The following is a 19,336-nucleotide window of genomic DNA, read 5'->3' as shown; positions in this document are numbered from 1 at the left end:
CTCTCTCCTTTAGCTTATCTGGCACCCACAAGACGGTCGTCCACCGCGTTGCGGACAAATTCTACGTGCGGGCCGAAGACCACATGGACATGGTTGTTTGAGGGGATAAAGGTGCCCAGTGAGCCGGACTCTTTAAGGATATCCATGTTAATTTTCTTCTGATCCTGTAGGTCGATGCGCAAACGGGAAACGCAGTTTTCGACTCGCTTGATGTTATCTTTGCCACCCAATCCCTGAATAACCATCTCGGCCACTTTGTCGTACTCTTTATTATTGAGTAAGGTGCTGTCGGCCATTTCGCTTTCACGCCCAGGCGTTTTGATATCAAATTTGCCAATTGCGAAACGGAATACAAAATAGAACACCACGAAGTTAACTACGCCGAGCAGAATCAAATTCACCCAGTGCGTATTTTCGTACATCAGACCGAAAATACCGAAGTCGAAAATAGTGCCGCGAATATAACCGATAGAGACTTCCAACATTTGCAGTGGGATAGTCAGTAAGCCGCAGAGCACCGCGTAGATGATGAAAAGTTTTGGTGCAATAAACAGGAAGGAAAATTCCAATGGCTCGGTGATATTACCTAACATGGCTGTAAGCACGACGGTCAGGATCATTCCTTTGGCAAATTTCTTATTTTTGAAATAAGCCATATGATACATGGCGAGCCCGATGGCGGGGACGCGGAACAACGTGGTCAGCATTTGCGATGAAGCAAGATAGCTGGTTAATGTTGGCATAAACTCTTTCCATGCCGGGTGTGAAGGGCCAAGATCGAAGAGGATTTTGTTCATCGCGGGTAAAATCCCTACATACGTTTGCCCGTCGATCAGATAAGTCCCTCCGGCGGCGGTGAAGCGCACCGTTGAGCTCAGCACATGGTGAAGACCGAAAGGGATCAGCAGACGATTAAGGGTCATGTAAATCCCGGCACCAATATCCGGCGCCATCATAATGGTTGAAATCGCCCGCATTCCGGCAGTAAAAAGATCCCAGATAAAAGGAATAATCAACCCGACGGGAATCGCAAAAGCAATCGCCAGTATTGCCACTGACTTTTTGCCGCTAAAGAAAGCAAAGGCTAGAGGCAGCTGTAAACGGTAAAAGCGGTCGGTGATTTTGGCGGCCAGCAGACCGGCAATAATCCCGCCTAATGCTTCAATTTTTAGGGTTTGCACCCCAAGGACCATGCCCTGGCCGACTAATGAAAGATCGCCCTTGGCCAAGGTCCCGGCAAGCTTCAGGTGGACGTGCATCGAAATTAATAGGGTGAGATAGGCAACCACTGAAGCAAAGACAGCGATACCTTTTTCTTTTTTTGACATGCCGTAGGCAACGCCCATGGCAAATAATAAAGGAATATTATTAAAAACAACGCTGCTAATTAACCCAAGAGAGGATAATACGGCCTTAAAGATATCGTTGCCTAAGAATGGCAATTTATCGATCATATAGCTCTGGCCTAACGCCGAGCTAATACCCATGACCATCCCGACGGGGGCTAAAACCGCAATCGGTAATAAAAGTGAACGGCCGAATATCTGAATTTCATTTTTAAAATTGTTATTCATAATGTAAATCCTGACGTGAAATATCTTAGCGATAAGATACTGGCAGGATTTTTTTGCTCAAGGGCAAATACTGGTAAATAAGAAGCGCAGGATTTGACCATTAAAAAAGAGCCCGTAGGCTCTTTTTTTAGTGATGTCCGTGGCCGTGTCCATGACCGCGGCCATGCCCGCGACCGGGGCCTCGGTGGTCGTTACGATCGCCCCAGCCATCGCGATAGCCGCGCTCGTAGGCATTGTGTTTATTCCAGCCGCGATGCCAGCCGTTGTCACGGTGGTACCAGTTTTTATGCCAGTAGTCCCGATCGCGCCAACGGCCGCCGTCCCAGTAATTGCCGTAATTATCGCGATCGCCAATTTGTAGTTTTACGGATGGCAGCAGGGTGATTTCGCCAGCATTAGCAAACATCGGGACCGATGTCATCAATACTGCCGCCAGAATCAGTGACCTGAACATACTTCTCTCCTATGCGATCGTGGTCAGTAAGACCTGTTAACGCAATATTACAATTCGGTAAAAGCCGGGTTTATTGGGTTAACTCTTAAACCACCAGGAGAGAGCATTTTTTGTTAAAGTCGCTGTTATTTTATACCGTCCAGAATACCCTCAATTTCCGCGCACTCCTGGGGGCTAAAATGACGGTTTGCCAGCATCCCCACGGCATCATCAAGCTGCGCCACTTTACTGGCACCAATCAGCACGGAGGTTACCGCATGCTGGCGTAGCACCCATGCCAGCGCCATTTGCGACAGCTTCTGCCCGCGATTTTCAGCCAGCGTATTGAGCTGACGAACGGCGTTGATTTTCTCGTCGGTCAGTTGTTCTGGTTTTAGGAAGATACTGTTGCTGGCAGCGCGCGAATCAGCCGGAATACCGTGGAGGTAGCGATCCGTCAGTTGGCCGCCTGCCAGCGGTGAAAAGGCAATGCAGCCCACGCCTTCTTGCTGTAGCACATCCAGCAGACCCTTTTCCGCCCCGCGCTCCAGCATGGAGTACTTCGGCTGGTGGATGAGGCAAGGGGTGCCGAGATCGTTAAGAATGCTAATGGCCTGCTGCGCCAGCTCTGCGGGATAGTTGGAAAGCCCAACGTACAGGGCTTTGCCCTGGCGTACGAGATGATCCAGCGCTCGCATGGTTTCCAGGAGCGGCGTTTCCGGGTCCGGACGGTGGTGGTAAAAAATATCCACGTAGTCGATCCCCATCCGTTTCAGGCTTTGATCGAGACTGGAAATCAGATACTTACGTGAACCCCAATCACCGTAAGGCCCATCCCACATGGTGTAGCCGGCTTTACTGGAGATAATCAGTTCATCGCGATACGGGAGAAAATCTTCCCGCAGAATACGGCCAAAGTTACTTTCAGCCGATCCTGGAGGGGGACCGTAGTTATTCGCCAGATCAAAATGGGTAATACCGAGATCGAATGCGTGACGCAGCAGCTTACGGCTGTTTTCGACGAGGGTTTCGTCGCCGAAGTTATGCCAAAGCCCTAGCGAAACGGCAGGGAGCTTGAGACCGCTGTTGCCGCAGCGTTGAAACGTCATGTTTTCATAACGCACTGGGCTTGCCTGGTAAACCATGGTGTCCTCCAGAATATTCGGGTGTGTATACGTTTACACTAACGAATGTCCATCGTCTCGTACACTCCTGAAATCTGTAAATTTTGCTTTCCAGCAGACTTTTTTGCCAAATCTGGACAGCGATAACACTTCTTCAATACTCAAAGAAACGAACCACTGGGGGAAGTGCACATGATGAACGCGCCATATACCGTTGCTGATTATCTCGTTGACCGCCTTGCTGATTGTGGCGCTGACCATCTGTTTGGCGTGCCGGGGGATTATAATCTCCAGTTTCTCGATCATGTGATTGCTCATCGCACCGTGCGCTGGGTGGGCTGCGCTAATGAACTGAATGCAGCCTATGCCGCGGATGGCTATGCGCGGGTGCAGGGGTTTGGTGCACTGCTGACCACCTACGGCGTGGGAGAACTCAGCGCCTTAAACGGGGTAGCCGGTAGCTTTGCGGAGCGTGTGCCGGTGCTACACATCGTTGGTGCCCCCTGTACCGGTGCACAGCAGCGACGTGAGTGTTTACACCATACTTTAGGCGATGGGAATTTTGACCACTTTCGCCAGATGAGCGCGCCTATTTCGGTGGCGCAGGGCGTGCTGGATGCGCGCAACGCCTGCGCGGAAATTGACCGGGTGTTAAGTGAAATCATGCGCCATAAACGCCCGGGATATCTGCTGCTACCGGCTGATGTTGCCGCGCTGCCTGTGGCCCGGCCTGTAAGCGCTCTCACTGCGCAAGCCACTGACGCGGAGAATCCGCAGTTGGAGAGCTTTATCCAGATGGCGCGCAAACTGCTGCAACCCTGTCATCGCATTTCGGTGCTGGCCGATGTGCTGGCGCTGCGCTTCGGACAACAATCCGTGCTGAACCAGTGGATGCAGGAGGTCCCGATTCCCCATGCGACGCTGCTGATGGGTAAGGGGCTGTTTAATGAACGGCATCCGGCATTTGCCGGGACCTACAGCGGCGGTGCAAGCCATCCGCAAACCCGTGAAGCGATTGAAGACGCCGAGGTGATTATCTGTATCGGCACCTGCTTTACCGACACGATCACCGCGGGCTTTACCCATCGCATTACGCCAAAAAATTCGATTGAGATTCAGCCGTTTGCAGCCCGCGTGGGTGAGCGTTGGTTCAGCGGTATTGCGATGTCGGAGGCCATTCAGGCGCTTATCGCGGTGAGCAAAGAGTTTTCCGCTCAGTGGCAGACTTACCGTCGTCAGCTTAGCGCGCCGGTTACGGTTGATAGTGGACACCTTACCCAGCGACACTTCTGGCAGGCGCTGGAAAAGCATCTTCGCCCAAACGACATCGTGCTGGCGGATCAGGGGACGGCCGCGTTTGGGATCGCCGCGTTAACGTTACCCGAGGGGGCCAGCCTGATTGTTCAGCCGCTCTGGGGCTCAATTGGCTTCACGCTGCCGGCCGCTTTTGGCGCACAGACGTCGCAGGCGGATAGGCGCGTGGTGCTGGTGATTGGCGACGGCGCAGCGCAGCTCACGATTCAGGAATTGAGCTCTATGCTGCGTGACGGACAGCGGCCGCTGATTTTGCTGCTGAATAATGAAGGGTATACGGTTGAACGTGCAATCCACGGGCCGGAACAGCGCTATAACGACATCAGCCTCTGGAACTGGACGCAGGTGCCGCAAGCGCTAAACCTCGACTGTCAGGCCGAATGCTGGAAAGTGAGTAACGCATCGCAGTTAAACGATGCGTTGGCGCGCGCTGAGCGAGGGGATAAACTCACGCTGCTGGAAGTCATGTTGCCGAAAATGGACATCCCACCGCTGCTAAAAGCCGTCACTCAGGCGCTGGAGGCGCGTAATAGCGAACACTAATCGCGATGTTTTCGCGGCACCATCATCGTGGGTTTCCCCGCCAACAGCAGCCAGGCGGGGAGCATCACGATGCACAGCAGCGGCAGCAATGTAGTATCCGGCACCACGACGGCCGCCATAAACAGGCTCAACCAGGCATCGCGGCTCACGACCAATACCAGCCCCAAAATGGCGCAAGAGACGGTAATCGCCGCAGGAACCGCCTCGACGTGCGCATGCAGCATCAGGCCCAGCGCAACGGCAACAAAAACCGCAGGGAAAATACGTCCGCCGCGAAAACCGCAGGCAACGGCTACTACTAGCGCGGCCAGCTTACTGAGCGCAAATAACAAATAGTCGCCAGATCCAAAGCCCGTTCCGCTAGCCAACAGATGCATCTCATCCACGCCTTTAAATAAGGTAATAGGCCCACCGACAGTACCAATCACGCCAAGTATAAAGCCGCCGATACCCAGAATGATGACCGGACTTTTTAGACGATGCATCAGCGCGTGCAGGTGCGGCAGGCACCATACTGCGACCATGCCAACGGCGATAGCGAAGACGGTAACAATCGCCCCGCTGAAGATATCGCCGATGCGCATTTCCTGGTAATGCTCAATAGGTAACGAAAACTGCGGGTGGAAGAACAATCCGGTGGTGAGCGAACCGGCTGCCGCGGCCAGAAGCGGTGCGAAGAGACGATCCCAAAGCGGCGCGTCGTTATTGCCACTGAGCGTCTGGGAAAATATCAGTGCGGCAGCAACCGGCGTGCCAAACAGCGCACCAATGGTGCCGGCGGCCGCCAGAATCGTCCAGTCGAGCGAGTTGACGCGCGGGAAAAACCGTGCGCCCAGCGTGACGGCCAATGCGATATTGACCGACATAATAGGATGTTCCGGCCCCAGGCTTACGCCGCCCGCCAGGCCAAGAATGAGCGCGAGCACTAGCCCTGGAAGGTGTGAAGGGGGGACAGCCTCGCCAATTAGCGGTTCGCTTGCTGGGTCGGGGCCCGCATGACCTGGGCTGTAGTGAATCACCAGACCCACGATAATACCGGTCAGGGTCAACATCAGGATTATCCAAACTGGGGAGGTAAAATCCACGCCGACAGCATCAGGAAGGCTGCGCCAGAGTAAGTGTTGCAAAACGGCGGCAATCTTCAGCACCACAATCAGCAGCAGGCTGGAGGCGACACCGATCAGCACGGCTGGAATAGAGAGCAACAACATGGTTCTGGCTCGCGGGTGAAGCATGTTTATATCCTTTTGCTGAATGCCTGGGCTACTGTGCAATTATCTGCATTATTGTTCGGCGCAAATGGTGCTGAAACGATACGACCCGACCATTTTTCTCGCTTCGCGCCTGCTAAAAAATGCGCAAAAATGTGACGAAGATCGATAATCCTGGGGCGCTCACGCAAACGTCATTGTTGTTAAAGCGCCTTGAATTTACAGTGTGACAAAGATTTATTCTGACTTTAGCGGAGCCGTAACGGAATGACAAAGTTTGCTTTAGTAGGGGATGTGGGGGGCACCAATGCGCGTCTGGCATTGTGCGATGTTGCCAGCGGGGAGATCTCCCAGGCGAAAACCTATTCTGGCCTCGATTATCCGAGCCTGGAAGCGGTCGTTCGCGTTTACCTCGATGAGCATAACGTCTCGGTAGAAGATGGCTGTATTGCTATCGCCTGTCCGATTACCGGTGACTGGGTGGCAATGACCAACCATACCTGGGCGTTCTCGATTGCGGAAATGAAAAAGAACCTTGGTTTCGCCCATCTGGAAATTATCAACGATTTCACCGCGGTATCCATGGCAATTCCGATGCTGAAAAAAGAGCATCTGATTCAATTTGGCGGCAGCGAGCCGGTAGAAGGCAAACCGATTGCCGTTTACGGTGCGGGTACTGGCCTTGGCGTGGCGCATCTGGTGCACGTCGATAAACGCTGGGTGAGTCTACCGGGTGAAGGTGGGCACGTTGACTTTGCGCCAAACAGTGAAGAAGAAGGCATTATTCTCGAAGTGCTGCGCGAGGAAATTGGCCACGTGTCGGCGGAACGCGTGCTGTCAGGCCCGGGGCTAGTGAATTTGTACCGTGCCATCGTGAAAGCCGATAACCGCCTGCCGGAAAACTATAAGCCGAAAGACATTACCGAGCGTGCGCTTGCCGATACCTGTACGGATTGCCGCCGCGCGCTGTCGCTGTTCTGCGTCATTATGGGGCGTTTTGGTGGTGATTTGGCCTTAACGTTGGGTACGTTTGGCGGCGTCTATATTGCCGGCGGCATTGTGCCGCGCTTCCTGGAATTCTTTAAAGCATCCGGTTTCCGCGGTGGTTTCGAAGATAAGGGCCGCTTTAAGGACTACGTACATCCGATCCCGGTGTATCTGATTGTGCACGACAATCCGGGCCTGCTGGGTTCTGGTGCTCACCTGCGTCAGACGCTGGGGCAGGTACTGTAAGCACGGTCTTCGCTGGCGACGTTCGTCGCCAGCAACCCTTCTACAAATGCATTATCTGGCGAAACTCTTTCACTTTACTGCGGCTCACCGGCACCTGAAACTCGAGGTCGCGCAGACGCAGAATGTAGGTGTTATTAAACCACGGTTCAATCTCGCGGATTTTATTCAGATTCACGCAATATGAGCGGTGGCAGCGGAAAAAGTGGCTGGTGGGCAGCTTGCTACAAAATTCGGTGATGTTCATCGGCATCACGTAAGATTCTCGTCGCGTATAAACAAACGTCATCTTTTCATGCGCTTCGGCGTAATAAATGTCGTTTATTGGCGTCACGATGATCCGTTCGTCCTTAATCAGGTTAATGGTGTCATTTTCACGGGCAACGCCTGCCGGGCTGTTGCTGGTACCTGACTGCTGCTGTTGCCAACTGGACTCCAGTTTTTGCAGCATGGAGACAATACGTGTTTCCTGATACGGCTTCAGAATGTAGTCAAATGCCTCCAGTTCGAAGGCTTCAACGGCATGCTCTTTCCAGGCCGTAATGAATACGATGAAGGGTTTGTGAGCGAACTGGCTGATATTCTGCGCCAGCAGCACACCGTCTAAAGAGGGAATGTTAATGTCGAGAAAGATGGCATCCACTTTGTTGTGCTGCAAAAACTTCAGCACGTCCAGACCGTCGTCGAAAGTCCCGACAATCTCCATCTGGCTGTGCTGTTGAATCAGCCAGGTTAACTCCTGTTGTGCCAGGAATTCATCTTCGACAATGATGACTTTCATGTGTACTCCAGGTTAAGGCAGTAACGTCGCGGCGGTGACGGGGACCGGCGTGCGCTGATTGGGGATGTAAAAGGCGATTTCGGTACCGGGCTCCAGGCGACGAATGTGCAGTCCTTCGCCATACAGCAATTTGACCCGGTGGTGCACGTTGAGGAGGCCGATTTTGTTGCCCGGCATCTCATTGGCCTCAACGCGAGCGATCACTTGCGGATCGATGCCAGGCCCCGTATCCCGCACGCTGATCCGCACGCGGTTGCCGGATTCGGTAATGCTGATAGTAACCACACCTTTGCCTTTGCTACGCTGAATACCGTGGACGATGGCGTTTTCGACCAGCGGCTGGATCAGCAGGCTCGGAATAAAGCAGTTCACCTCTTCGTCGATATCGTAGATGACCGTCAGCTTATCGCCAAAGCGCGCCTGTTCAATGGCGATGTAATCCTTAATCTGGTACAGCTCTTTGCGGATATCAATCTGCTCATCGTCTTTTAATTCAATGTTATAGCGCAGATAACGGGACAGATTAAAAATAAGCTGCCGCGCGGTGTCCGGATTCATGCGAATTGATGATGAGATAGCATTCAGTGCGTTAAACAAGAAATGAGGATTGATTTTACTTTGCAGGGCGCGCAGCTCTGCCTTATTTGCCATTTCCCGCAGTTGTTCGGCGCGAGACACTTCTAATTGGGTCGAGATAATCTGCGACAGACCAATAGCCATCTCCTGCAGCGACGAGGTGATTTGGTGAGCATGGCAGTAATAGATTTTCAGCGTGCCGGTGACGACCCCGGTTTCTGACAGTGGGATGACCAGCATCGAGTGAATTTCTGGCGTTCGGTAGGCTTCATCATTGTTTTTTATAATGATTTCGCCATTGTCGATCGCCTGCCTGGTGGTTGGGCTAATGGCATCATCGTTGTTGTGGTAGTTGTCTTCACCGACTCCCACGTAGGCCAGAACGCGCTCAGTATTGGTGATGGCCACCGCGTCGGCATGAATGTCCTGGCGGATGATGTCGCAAATTTGCCGCAGCGTATCGCTGTTGATCTGGCGGAAAAGCGGCAGCGTTTTGTTGGCAATATCCAGCGCCAGCTTGGCCTGGCGAGCGGCGCTGGCCTCTTTTTCACCTTCAACGCTCTGCACAAGCAGTACAATAAAGCCGATACAGACGCTGCCGGCAATCATTGGAATACCGATTTTGGAGACGATATCCACCCCTAATGAAATCGTGGGGGCCCAGACGATCACCAAAATCATGGTCAGCGTTTCGCACAGCATTCCACCGAGAATACCGATTTTCCAGTGCAGCTCTTTTGGCACTTTTCGGTTGATAAGGCCGGATAGGATCCCGGCAATAATACTGGTAATAAAACACGGCACCGCCGTGACGCCGCCTGCATCAATCAAATAGCGGTGGATCCCCGCGATAATCCCCACGATACCGCCGACCCAGGGACCGAATAAAATCCCGCCGGACATCACCGCGATAATGCGCACGTTTACCAGCGAGCCTTCAACCGGCACGCCCGACCAGGTGCTGAAAATCGCGAACATCGAGAAGATGACGGTGACCGCCAGCAGCTCTTTGGGGGTATGGGCTGATTTATGCAACAGTTCACGGAACAGGCGAATTCGGATCAGGAAAAAGAGGCAAATCAGCATTAATGCGGCTCGGTCGTAAACGGCGAGCAGCATATTGAATATTTCGTGCATGGAGGCACCGACGGTCTTCAGGAAAATCTTATGATAAGTAACCCGGCGGCAGATGACCAGCGGTACGCTGAATAGGGAAAAACCATAATTTTAAAAGGGGATTATTAGGTAAAGGCATTCAACAGAATGAAATGCCCGATCGAGGGCAAGGATAACCGCCGCTAATGAAAAGTCATGGATAACAAACTGTTACTAAGATGTTTTATTTTTGCCTATTTATTGCGCTTAGGACGTGATTTGTCCTGGTAAGGCTTCCTCTTTTTAGCCATCTCACCCTTTTTTTGATTGCCTCTCGACAGCGCCGATTTATTCAGGTTACTTTCTGATCATGCCACATCGGTGGCAGCGTCGCTCGAACGGTTCGGGCGCTCACGTTATCCTGAGGAACTTATGGCTGAATCCAGTCCTGAACGTCGTTTTACGCGTATCGATCGCTTACCCCCGTATGTTTTTAACATCACCGCTGAATTAAAGATGGCTGCGCGTCGGCGCGGCGAAGACATCATTGATTTCAGCATGGGGAACCCCGACGGCGCTACGCCGCCGCATATCGTTGAAAAACTCTGCACCGTGGCGCAGCGACCGGATACTCACGGCTACTCGACGTCACGCGGCATCCCGCGTCTTCGCCGGGCGATTTCGCGTTGGTATCAAGATCGCTACGACGTAGAGATTGACCCGGAAAGCGAAGCCATTGTCACAATTGGTTCGAAAGAAGGGCTCGCGCATTTGATGCTGGCGACGCTCGACCATGGTGATACGGTGCTGGTGCCCAATCCAAGCTATCCCATTCACATCTACGGTGCGGTGATTGCTGGCGCGCAGGTTCGTTCTGTACCGCTGGTGCAGGGGGTTGATTTCTTTAACGAACTCGAACGTGCAATTCGCGAAAGCTATCCGAAACCGAAGATGATGATTCTTGGTTTCCCCTCCAACCCAACGGCGCAGTGCGTTGAGCTGGAGTTTTTTGAAAAAGTAGTCGCATTGGCGAAGCGCTACGATGTCTTGGTCGTTCACGATCTGGCTTATGCCGATATTGTTTACGATGGCTGGAAAGCGCCGTCGATTATGCAGGTGCCGGGCGCGCGTGACGTCGCGGTTGAGTTTTTCACCCTGTCGAAAAGCTACAATATGGCCGGCTGGCGTATTGGTTTTATGGTCGGTAATAAAACGCTAGTGAATGCGCTGGCGCGGATCAAAAGCTATCACGACTATGGCACCTTTACGCCGCTGCAGGTAGCGGCAATTGCCGCGCTGGAAGGCGACCAGCAGTGCGTACGCGATATTGCGGAACAGTACAAACGCCGCCGTGATGTCCTGGTTAAGGGGCTGCATGAAGCGGGCTGGATGGTCGAACTGCCGAAGGCGTCGATGTACGTGTGGGCAAAAATTCCCGACAAATATGCGGCGATGGGATCGCTGGAGTTTGCGAAAAAGCTGCTACAGGATGCGAAAGTCTGCGTTTCGCCAGGCATTGGCTTCGGTGAGTATGGCGATACCCATGTGCGCTTTGCGCTGATTGAAAACCGTGACCGTATCCGTCAAGCCATCCGCGGTATTAAAGCGATGTTCCGTGCCGATGGGCTGTTGCCGTCTGAGCATAAATCAGCGGATTGATTTCTGTGTCGCGTAAATGCAAACAGGAGCCAAATGGCTCCTGTTTTTTTATGCATTTTATTTACTAGATCATCAGGGCAAAAGTACCGGCAAAAACGATGACCATAAAGGAAAAGCCCATAAAGAAATATTTCACGTCTCATCTCTCCGCGTATCTTGTTTCTACGCACTTATGAACGGTAGTACTGCGAGCTGATATCAACCGATAGAAAACCAAACGTCTCTATTTTTACGGGTGGCATCACCTCAGAATTCTGTGCTTTCGTGCTCCAGATGGCGCTAATGTACGCCTAAATATGGGGTGAAACAAGAGGGATTTTTTTATTAATTTTTAGTTACTTACGAGTGTCGTGATTCGGCGACACATTAATTTCATCCGGTAATAAATTTCATTCTGGCGACGCCAATTTCTACGCTGAATTGTCTGGAAAAAGGGGGCCTGTGGCGAGCTTTAGGCAAAAGATTTATTATTCATACGGTTCTCATTTCGCCTCTTCCAGAATAAGGGATTTCATGGTTAAAAAATCATTACGCCAGTTTGCGCTGTTGGCCGCGACGGTTTTTCCGCTGCTGGCAGGCAGCGTATCGCTACAGGCACAAACGCTAAGCGTAGAGCAGAAACTTGCGGCTTTAGAGCAGCGTTCAGGGGGACGGCTTGGGGTCGCGTTGATAGATACTGCGGATGGTTCGCAAATTCTCTATCGTGGCGATGAGCGTTTCGCGATGTGTAGTACCAGCAAAGTGATGGCCGCTGCCGCGGTGCTAAAGCAAAGTGAAAGTCAGCACGATCTTTTAAATCAGCGCATTGAGATCAAAAAGGGTGACCTGACTAACTATAACCCGATTGCGGAAAAACATGTCGGTGGGTCGATGTCGTTGTCTGAGCTCAGCGCCGCGGCCTTGCAGTACAGCGATAACGTGGCGATGAATAAGCTTATCGCTCAACTGGGTGGCCCGCAGGGGGTTACCGCGTTTGCCCGTAAGATTGGGGATGAGACGTTTCGTCTCGATCGCACGGAACCGACGCTGAACACTGCAATTCCCGGCGATCCACGCGATACCACATCACCACGGGCTATGGCACAAACGCTGCGCAACCTGACGCTGGGAAAAGCGCTTGGTGACGCTCAAAGGGCGCAGTTGGTGACCTGGATGAAAGGGAATACGACTGGAACGGCCAGTATTCAGGCTGGACTACCGGCTTCGTGGGTGGTGGGTGATAAAACCGGCAGCGGTGATTACGGCACCACCAACGACATTGCGGTGATTTGGCCGAAAGATCGTGCACCATTGGTTTTGGTTACCTACTTCACGCAGCCTCAGCCTGAGGCGGAAAGCCGTCGTGATGTATTAGCCTCGGCGGCGAAAATCGTCACTGAGGGATTATAGTGCTACTACGGAATGGGGAAGCCCATTCCGTTTTCACTATCGTGGCTTAAAGAGTAAAGCCGCCGTCTCCGATCTTAGCCTGTGCGTACCACGCCATCAGCTCGGCAGTCCCCGTAGCGCCTTCTTCCGGTGCCCAGCTTGCGTAGTCATCGGCTGCCACAGGCTGATAGCCACCGTGCTTCACCTCAAAAATAACGCCACCGCTATCCAGCGACAGCACGGCATGCCAGGTTCCGGCGGCCATCTCCAGCACGGTGCAGGTCTCTCCTAGCACCGCTCGATCGATGACCGTTCCTCGATCGTCAAAATTCAGTACCACAAAACGCCCGCTTAGCGGCAGTAATAGCTCGAACGTGTGCGGATGACGATGTGGGCGGACATAGGTGCCAGGTTCCATGGCGATGGCCAGGCGTTGAACCGCATCGCTTAATTCTGGATGGAAATTACGGTGCGCGCGGAGCCGTGGCGACTGGGAAGCCGCTGTGCTCTGCTGCTGCATATCACTCATGGTTATTTGTTTCATCGGATTGGCCTTCTCACTTAATGAATCTTACTTGCAGGATTAACGCCCGGCGTCAGGTTGCCAGAACCTGAACAGCAAGTGAAGAATCAAATCGGTTCATTTTCCACGATGCTTTTTGCATTCCGTGCATTAATAATCATACAATTATATCAAGCGCTTTTTTTTCGACGGGAAAAAACGGTAACACGCCTTTTTGCGCAACAAGAACTTTCTGTGAGTGATCATCCTGACATTTATTATCACTTTTGTAATTAATCTATTAGCTGATGTTTTTATTGTAATTATCTGATTTACATTTGCAGTATTCCTGGATTATTACGCCGGAAGAATTACTTCCCCTCTTTTTCCTTGTCTTTCCTCGTGATTAAAAAGTGTTCGTGAATTGATATCTAAGAATATTGTTTTATTCACGTTGCGCGTACTTTTCCTTTATAAATTGAGATTGACAATATTATACCCGAATGAAATTATTAAATTGCAAAAGGGAGGGGACAATGATGTCACGAAATATTGATTGCGGAAGAATCAACTGTATGAGCTGCCCTTCAAACTGTGAAATAAAACCAAACGCTTCATTACGCGTATCATTTTGTCATGATTACTGCTTTTGTACCTGGCCGGGCAGTGGGGATTATTTTTCATTGGGCGTGATGGAAGGTATTCTTAAACAAACTTATAACAATCTTTATCTTGGCTGTATATTTGTAGATTTCTCAATAAGCTATCTTCGACACTTTATGGAAAAACGCTGGATAGACTATTTAACGGAAACAAAACTTAAAATCGTTATCGTTTGTGATAAGTACCTTAGACCATTGGCAAACTATTGGTTTAAACATGATAAAGCGATCTTTCTGGTCATTTATCCCAACGATAAAGTGGCGATATCCAGAGATAAGCTCAGCAAGCGAGCTATTTATCAACGCGATGCCTTCTTTAAGGGGGAGGCGCTGTCTACGCTGGAGTTCGATGTCTTGCGCGCGCTGATTGCCGGAGAGAACTGTGAGCAACTGGCAGACTCGTTATCCGTAAATATCCGGAGAATATATTCCGCGAAACGCCGGGCGGAAAAGAAAATGGGCGCTGATATTAATACGCTGTTTCGATTTTCACATGCCATTTAATTATCTATAAAATTTCAATTTATAACATTATTAGGATGCCACATGGCATTGCACACCCTTAAATCATATTCAGATGTCTTTTAACTGTATGGCAATGGATTAGAGGGGTTTCAGTGTCCGATGCTTTATTAATTGACTCTAAGTTACATCTAATTTTTGTTTCCTGAATAGTTAAGATTTTCGTTATGATCTTTAAGGATGAGGTGGAAAATGAAAGGTAAAAATGAATGTATAGATAGCAGCGCAGTTTTTAAAAGAACAACACTCAGCATTGTTGTCGCGCTGATTGTCGTGGGAACTTCTGTTCCACCTGCTTATGCTGACGGGACGCTGGACTATAATAATGTTCTTTACTATTACAATGGTGTCCCATTAAGCAGTTACGATCAGGTAAATGTCACGACTTCGGCAAGTGGAGGAACATCAACTCTGGCGGGTTTTGGTGTTTATCTTCATACCAATGGGATGAATAGTCCTGTATTAAATGATATTACGATTAAGACCACTGGTTCAGCAGCTGATGCAATTAGGGGCAATAGCGAAGCGGTATACTTTAAAGCCAAAAATTTAACGATTGAAGCAACGGGTTCCTCGGCAGACGGAATAAACGTCGCGTCTGATTTTAACAATAATTATGACTCGCTGGTTTATGTAAGCGAATCTACGAATATCTCCGTTAAGGATGGCGTAGGCGTTCGGGCCAACAATTTCCAGAATGCTGGAGCGAACAGTATAATTGTGTTGGCGGGAAGTAGCGTGATTCGGGTCACCGGTACAGGGAGCGCGTCCAATGCTTCTGATAGTAAAGGTTATGCTGTCTACGCCGGAAACCGGAACAAAGACACCAATGGGCTTGGAGGCATGGATATTATCTCGGGGAAAAATAATAATACCCTCGGTAATTCCTACGTATTTATCGGCGCTAATTCAGAAATATCAACGGCCAGTAAAACGGGCCATGCTGTTTATGCGAACAAAGGGGGACTCATCCAGCTCGGTGACGGCGCCGATATTTCTACGACCGGTGATAGTGCTCTGGCGATTTACGCTGCAACTGAACAGCAGGGTACCTATACCGATAACGTTCGTCCTGGAAGCGTGTATCTGGCCGGTGGTGCAAAACTAAGAGCCGCGAATAGTGCTGATGTTATCCAGGCTAACGGCATAGGATCCATTATTGCCAGTCAGTACCTTGCTGTTCCTGAAATATCAGACAGTCACCTGCGAACGGATAGGCTTGATATTGACAAAACGGCTTTGTCTGATAGCGCCGGTGTATTTGATATTGAAGGAAATATTAATGCTATTAATGGTGGCACGATTGCATTAAATATGTCCAATACGTCCCACTTTGTCGGATCTTCCAGCGTTGATGCTGCATCCACTGTAAATCTGAACATTGATGGCAGAAGTAGCCTGTGGACGATGACCAAGGATTCAACGCTCACCAACCTGACGCTAAATAACGCTACGTTATCGTACCAAAGCCCTGAAAATGGTTCTCCATTGACGCCGAAAACACTGACCGTAAACGGTAACTACGACGGTAATGGCGGCACGCTAATGCTTAATACCGTACTTGGCAACGATAATTCGTTAACCGATAAGCTGATAGTTCAGGGGAATACCTCCGGAACAACCAATGTCGCCGTCAATAATGTGGGAGGAAGCGGCGATAAAACGGTTAATGGGATTGAAGTTATTCACGTTGACGGCACCTCTGACGGTAATTTCGTGAAAGCCGGAAGGATCGTTGCCGGGAGCTATGAATATGACCTGCGTCGAGGGGAAGGGGCGCAAACCAGTAACTGGTATCTGATGAATGCGGCATCGACGACGGTGGACCCGGTGCCGGAGCAGCCGACAATTCGTCCGGAAAGCGGCTCTTATCTCGCGAACCAAGCGGCCGCCAATACGATGTTTAACACCCGTTTGCACGATCGTTTAGGCGATACGCAGTATACCGATCTGCTGACCGGTGAACAGAAGGTCACCAGCATGTGGATGCGTCACGTTGGGGGTCATACGCGCTTTAAAGATTCCAGCGGGCAGTTAAGTACCCAAAGTAACCGTTATGTCCTGCAGCTTGGCGGTGATATCGCGCAATGGAGCACCAACGGCCTGGATCGCTGGCATCTGGGGCTGATGGCCGGCTATGGCAATAGCCAGAGTAATACCCGCTCTGATGTGACGCGCTACCACTCTCGCGGGCAGGTTACCGGCTATAGCGCCGGGGTTTACGGCACCTGGTACGCTAACGATGCAGAGAAAACGGGTACCTATCTGGATAGCTGGGTTCTCTACAACTGGTTTAATAACAAAGTCTACGGCGACAAACTGGCGACGGAAAAATATGACTCTGACGGGATTACTGCTTCCGTTGAAGGGGGATATAGCTTCCTGATGGCACAGCGTGACGATGGGCGTTCAGCTTACTGGATCCAACCCAAAGCGCAGCTGACCTGGATGGACGTGCAGGCCGATTCACTCACCGAAGCCAACGGCACGCGGGTGAAGAGTCAGAATGACGGTAATCTGCAAACGCGGCTAGGGGTCAAAGCCTTCATTAAAGGACATAGCGCCATTGATGATGGGAAAGAACGCGAGTTCCAGCCCTTTGTTGAAGCCAACTGGATCTACAACACGCAGTCCTCCGGCGTGACGATGAACGGGATCTCTAATTACCAGGCCGGCACGCGCAATATTGGCGAGCTGAAAGCGGGGGTTGAAGGTCAACTGGGGAAAAATCTGCATCTTTGGGGCAACGTTGCTCAGCAGGTGGGGGATAAAGGCTACAGCGATACGCAGGGCATGTTAGGCATTAAATACGCTTTCTGATGGGCTGGCACCTGCGGCGGTGGAGACGCGGCCGCAGGTGTTAACGATGATCTCAGTGTGCTGGCGAGCGAGGACGCGATGAAACCTTATGCCGATGAGTTGCGAGCCATGACGGATGCCATCATGAACGTGATTTTTGATGGTGGAGATGAAAACCGGCGTCACGCCGTCTTTCAGGCATTACTAACGGAGGTCGAAGCAAATTATTATCCTGATTCGGTAAAGATGCTGTGCGTTCAGGCGATGGGTTCCTGGCGTGTCGCTCAAACGCTGACGGATCCGGCTGATAAAATCATCATGCAGCGCTCCGCCATGTTATTACTGTTGGCGGCGTTTGGGCGAATAAATGGCCTGGCGACCATTGAAGACTACATCGCGCAACGCAATCGCGAGGTATTAGGCCTGCGCTGAATGTTGATGATATAGCGATGACCCCAGGTTCGATTTGCCCCGCAGAAACAGGCGGGGCTTTTTTATGTCGTGACTCCCGCCACAAGAGGCGCATTGGGCGGCATGAAGACATCGATTTGTGATATCTGCTGACTTTCTGTTATTCCTGCGTGCTGGTAAAGTGAACAGCGGTCGCTAAATAATGATAAAAGGACGCACAGGGTGGCGGAAAAAATTGACTATCAGATTGAGAAGTACAGTTTTACGGAAGCCACGCAGCCGGAGCGTCTGGCCAGACAGTGGCGTGAAGTGTTGGACGAGTGCCGTCAGTCCCAGGCCGGGGCGGAAGAGCGCCTGCGAATAGCCTTACTCAATGTCGATTATGTCACTAGCTTTGAGCTGCCTTTTCGCCTGATGCTGACCCGCGCGCCGCAGCTTATTGCGGGGATGCGTGATGAGCTTCGTCTTAACCAAAAAAATGTTATTTTCAACGGTAAACGTTTTGGCTGCGTTTACAGTCTGAAGTCAGACTTGAGCGCGATTCCCGACGCTTTTCAATACAGTCTTGCCACCCGAATTCAGCGCAGAGATCCCCAGGGATTGAGTGCCGCCCCATTTCAAAAAATTGCTAAAGAGGTTAAGGCTCCGCGCGAACGTCTGAAGCTGGCGCTGGAAAGCGGCCTGCATGTCACCGCGCTGGATGGATTATTCTGGTTTGGGATCCAGCGCATGGCCGCCGATGTTCAGCGGTTGAGGAAATCGGGAATGATCATCGCCACGGCGGAAACGGTGGTGTTTGATAATCTGACCAATACCACCCGACTGATTCCGGTGTATCGAGCTGAGGCCCGCTAAACAGCAGCGTACTGCTCGGGCCATCGTGGAGGGGATATCAGAATAAAAGAATCACCACATCAAATCGTCGGGTACGACGAAAGCCGCATACGGATCCTCTTCGTCCAGCGTTTCCTTGCTGATCTCATTGCTTAGCACAATGTAGCTGGCGTCCCGCTGGATAATTTTATCGGCGACAACCGTTGGGATAATGGCATATTCGCTGTCAGCGAGAGGTTCGGCAGTTAAACGCGCGATGGTCAGACGGCCGCTAATCAATTGCGCCTGAACGGTTTTATCCACGTAGATTTTTTTGATGACATTATTATCGGTGAAGTTAAACCCAATATCGCCTTTTGAAATAACGACTTTGTTCATCTCGATCAGCTGCTTTATCTGCGCTTTATACTCTTTTGATAAGGCCGCTTGTTTTTGCTGCTCGCTTAACAATTTATCGCGCTCGATCTGCGCCTTCTTATTTTCTTCTACCGCCTCTCTGGCCTCGCGGGCCTGAACACGCGATTTTTTGGCGGTTTTTTGTACCTTCGCCATTTTTTTACTGGAGACGAGGCCAGCCTTAAGCATCTGCTCTTGTAATGTTAGTTTTGTCATGTTCGTGTCTAAATCCAATAAAAGAATATCGAGGATTATAACCTTATCTGCCGAGGCTGCACCAGATTGCGGGGCTGGCGTATAAC

At 51.0% G+C, this 19,336-nt stretch carries 17 protein-coding genes; 8 read left to right on the top strand and 9 right to left on the bottom strand.

The features are described 5' to 3' along the window. Positions 1 to 14 precede the first annotated feature (14 nt). From KCR01S_RS21385 to mgrA, 3 genes are all read right to left on the bottom strand, one after another. Positions 15 to 1,574: a PTS transporter subunit EIIC gene (locus tag KCR01S_RS21385; protein WP_061284992.1), complete on the bottom strand. Its 1,560-nt coding sequence runs from the start codon at positions 1,572 to 1,574 to the stop codon at positions 15 to 17. A 127-nt stretch (positions 1,575 to 1,701) separates the two neighbouring features. Then, entirely contained in the window at positions 1,702 to 2,028 is a 327-nt protein-coding gene (locus KCR01S_RS21380; protein WP_061284991.1) for a DUF2502 domain-containing protein, read from the bottom strand. A gap of 125 nt (positions 2,029 to 2,153) precedes the next feature. Next, positions 2,154 to 3,152 carry an L-glyceraldehyde 3-phosphate reductase gene (mgrA, locus tag KCR01S_RS21375; protein ID WP_061284990.1) on the bottom strand — a complete coding sequence of 333 codons (999 nt, stop codon included), beginning with the start codon at positions 3,150 to 3,152 and terminating at the stop codon, positions 2,154 to 2,156. A 174-nt stretch (positions 3,153 to 3,326) separates the two neighbouring features. Between mgrA and KCR01S_RS21370 the strand changes: the two genes are divergently transcribed. Beyond that, the gene (locus tag KCR01S_RS21370; RefSeq protein ID WP_061285002.1) at positions 3,327 to 4,988 is read left to right on the top strand and encodes an alpha-keto acid decarboxylase family protein; all 1,662 of its coding nucleotides are present in this window, start codon (positions 3,327 to 3,329) and stop codon (positions 4,986 to 4,988) included. Here the strand turns inward: KCR01S_RS21370 and KCR01S_RS21365 are convergent. Further along, positions 4,985 to 6,223, bottom strand: a complete 1,239-nt coding sequence (locus KCR01S_RS21365) for an ion channel protein (protein WP_061284989.1) — start codon at positions 6,221 to 6,223, stop codon at positions 4,985 to 4,987. The genes KCR01S_RS21370 and KCR01S_RS21365 overlap by 4 nt on opposite strands. Before the next feature lie 243 nt (positions 6,224 to 6,466). On the opposite strand from KCR01S_RS21365, the gene glk reads away from it, so the two are divergent. Beyond that, entirely contained in the window at positions 6,467 to 7,432 is a 966-nt protein-coding gene (glk, locus tag KCR01S_RS21360; RefSeq protein WP_061284988.1) for a glucokinase, read from the top strand. Positions 7,433 to 7,472: 40 nt separating this feature from the next. On the opposite strand, the gene KCR01S_RS21355 is transcribed toward glk, so the two are convergent. Together KCR01S_RS21355 and KCR01S_RS21350 are read right to left on the bottom strand one after the other, a co-directional pair. Beyond that, positions 7,473 to 8,210 carry a LytR/AlgR family response regulator transcription factor gene (locus KCR01S_RS21355; protein WP_061284987.1) on the bottom strand — a complete coding sequence of 246 codons (738 nt, stop codon included), beginning with the start codon at positions 8,208 to 8,210 and terminating at the stop codon, positions 7,473 to 7,475. Positions 8,211 to 8,222: 12 nt separating this feature from the next. Further along, on the bottom strand, positions 8,223 to 9,923 hold the full coding sequence (locus KCR01S_RS21350) for a sensor histidine kinase (RefSeq protein ID WP_061284986.1): 1,701 nt from the start codon (positions 9,921 to 9,923) through the stop codon (positions 8,223 to 8,225). Positions 9,924 to 10,313: 390 nt separating this feature from the next. On the opposite strand from KCR01S_RS21350, the gene alaC reads away from it, so the two are divergent. Then, a complete protein-coding gene (gene alaC, locus KCR01S_RS21345; RefSeq protein ID WP_061284985.1) occupies positions 10,314 to 11,540 on the top strand; it encodes an alanine transaminase in 1,227 nt (408 codons plus the stop codon). A 64-nt stretch (positions 11,541 to 11,604) separates the two neighbouring features. On the opposite strand, the gene ypdK is transcribed toward alaC, so the two are convergent. Beyond that, entirely contained in the window at positions 11,605 to 11,676 is a 72-nt protein-coding gene (gene ypdK, locus KCR01S_RS25235; RefSeq protein WP_112204148.1) for a membrane protein YpdK, read from the bottom strand. Positions 11,677 to 12,053: 377 nt separating this feature from the next. Here ypdK and KCR01S_RS21340 point away from each other — a divergent pair, with 377 nt between their 5' ends. Further along, positions 12,054 to 12,929 (top strand): extended-spectrum class A beta-lactamase KLUC-1, encoded by an 876-nt coding sequence (locus tag KCR01S_RS21340; RefSeq protein WP_061284984.1) that lies wholly within the window; start codon positions 12,054 to 12,056, stop codon positions 12,927 to 12,929. Positions 12,930 to 12,975: 46 nt separating this feature from the next. Here the strand turns inward: KCR01S_RS21340 and KCR01S_RS21335 are convergent, their stop codons facing one another. Next, positions 12,976 to 13,452 (bottom strand): WbuC family cupin fold metalloprotein, encoded by a 477-nt coding sequence (locus tag KCR01S_RS21335; protein ID WP_061284983.1) that lies wholly within the window; start codon positions 13,450 to 13,452, stop codon positions 12,976 to 12,978. Between the two features lie 494 nt (positions 13,453 to 13,946). Between KCR01S_RS21335 and KCR01S_RS21330 the strand changes: the two genes are divergently transcribed. The 4 genes from KCR01S_RS21330 to KCR01S_RS21315 all read left to right on the top strand — a co-directional run bounded on the left by KCR01S_RS21330 (position 13,947) and on the right by KCR01S_RS21315 (position 18,659). Beyond that, on the top strand, positions 13,947 to 14,576 hold the full coding sequence (locus tag KCR01S_RS21330; protein ID WP_156478800.1) for a helix-turn-helix transcriptional regulator: 630 nt from the start codon (positions 13,947 to 13,949) through the stop codon (positions 14,574 to 14,576). Between the two features lie 210 nt (positions 14,577 to 14,786). Further along, the gene (locus KCR01S_RS21325) at positions 14,787 to 17,414 is read left to right on the top strand and encodes an autotransporter outer membrane beta-barrel domain-containing protein (protein WP_061284981.1); all 2,628 of its coding nucleotides are present in this window, start codon (positions 14,787 to 14,789) and stop codon (positions 17,412 to 17,414) included. Between the two features lie 78 nt (positions 17,415 to 17,492). Beyond that, entirely contained in the window at positions 17,493 to 17,825 is a 333-nt protein-coding gene (locus tag KCR01S_RS21320; protein ID WP_156478799.1) for a hypothetical protein, read from the top strand. 201 nt (positions 17,826 to 18,026) lie between these two features. After that, entirely contained in the window at positions 18,027 to 18,659 is a 633-nt protein-coding gene (locus tag KCR01S_RS21315) for an ECs1377 family protein (protein ID WP_061284979.1), read from the top strand. Positions 18,660 to 18,710: 51 nt separating this feature from the next. Here the strand turns inward: KCR01S_RS21315 and KCR01S_RS21310 are convergent, their stop codons facing one another. After that, the gene (locus tag KCR01S_RS21310; RefSeq protein ID WP_061285001.1) at positions 18,711 to 19,250 is read right to left on the bottom strand and encodes a DUF2058 domain-containing protein; all 540 of its coding nucleotides are present in this window, start codon (positions 19,248 to 19,250) and stop codon (positions 18,711 to 18,713) included. Positions 19,251 to 19,336: the final 86 nt, after the last annotated feature.

This window comes from Kluyvera cryocrescens NBRC 102467, from assembly GCF_001571285.1.
Classification (GTDB): domain Bacteria; phylum Pseudomonadota; class Gammaproteobacteria; order Enterobacterales; family Enterobacteriaceae; genus Kluyvera; species Kluyvera cryocrescens.
Note: the sequence above shows the minus strand (reverse complement) of the source record. Positions and strands in the feature narration are given on the sequence as shown.

Bases quoted from the DNA above. Each gene is read 5' to 3' on its own strand.
- mgrA (WP_061284990.1), bottom strand. From the start codon at position 3,152: ATGGTTTACCAGGCAAGCCCAGTGCGTTATGAAAACATGACGTTTCAA.
- KCR01S_RS21350 (WP_061284986.1), bottom strand. From the start codon at position 9,923: ATGCACGAAATATTCAATATGCTGCTCGCCGTTTACGACCGAGCCGCA.
- alaC (WP_061284985.1), top strand. From the start codon at position 10,314: ATGGCTGAATCCAGTCCTGAACGTCGTTTTACGCGTATCGATCGCTTA.
- KCR01S_RS21310 (WP_061285001.1), bottom strand. From the start codon at position 19,250: ATGACAAAACTAACATTACAAGAGCAGATGCTTAAGGCTGGCCTCGTC.
- KCR01S_RS21340 (WP_061284984.1), top strand. From the start codon at position 12,054: ATGGTTAAAAAATCATTACGCCAGTTTGCGCTGTTGGCCGCGACGGTT.
- KCR01S_RS21380 (WP_061284991.1), bottom strand. From the start codon at position 2,028: ATGTTCAGGTCACTGATTCTGGCGGCAGTATTGATGACATCGGTCCCG.
- KCR01S_RS21370 (WP_061285002.1), top strand. From the start codon at position 3,327: ATGAACGCGCCATATACCGTTGCTGATTATCTCGTTGACCGCCTTGCT.
- KCR01S_RS21330 (WP_156478800.1), top strand. From the start codon at position 13,947: ATGATGTCACGAAATATTGATTGCGGAAGAATCAACTGTATGAGCTGC.
- KCR01S_RS21385 (WP_061284992.1), bottom strand. From the start codon at position 1,574: ATGAATAACAATTTTAAAAATGAAATTCAGATATTCGGCCGTTCACTT.
- glk (WP_061284988.1), top strand. From the start codon at position 6,467: ATGACAAAGTTTGCTTTAGTAGGGGATGTGGGGGGCACCAATGCGCGT.
- KCR01S_RS21320 (WP_156478799.1), top strand. From the start codon at position 17,493: ATGAAACCTTATGCCGATGAGTTGCGAGCCATGACGGATGCCATCATG.
- KCR01S_RS21335 (WP_061284983.1), bottom strand. From the start codon at position 13,452: ATGAAACAAATAACCATGAGTGATATGCAGCAGCAGAGCACAGCGGCT.
- KCR01S_RS21365 (WP_061284989.1), bottom strand. From the start codon at position 6,223: ATGCTTCACCCGCGAGCCAGAACCATGTTGTTGCTCTCTATTCCAGCC.
- KCR01S_RS21355 (WP_061284987.1), bottom strand. From the start codon at position 8,210: ATGAAAGTCATCATTGTCGAAGATGAATTCCTGGCACAACAGGAGTTA.
- KCR01S_RS21325 (WP_061284981.1), top strand. From the start codon at position 14,787: ATGAAAGGTAAAAATGAATGTATAGATAGCAGCGCAGTTTTTAAAAGA.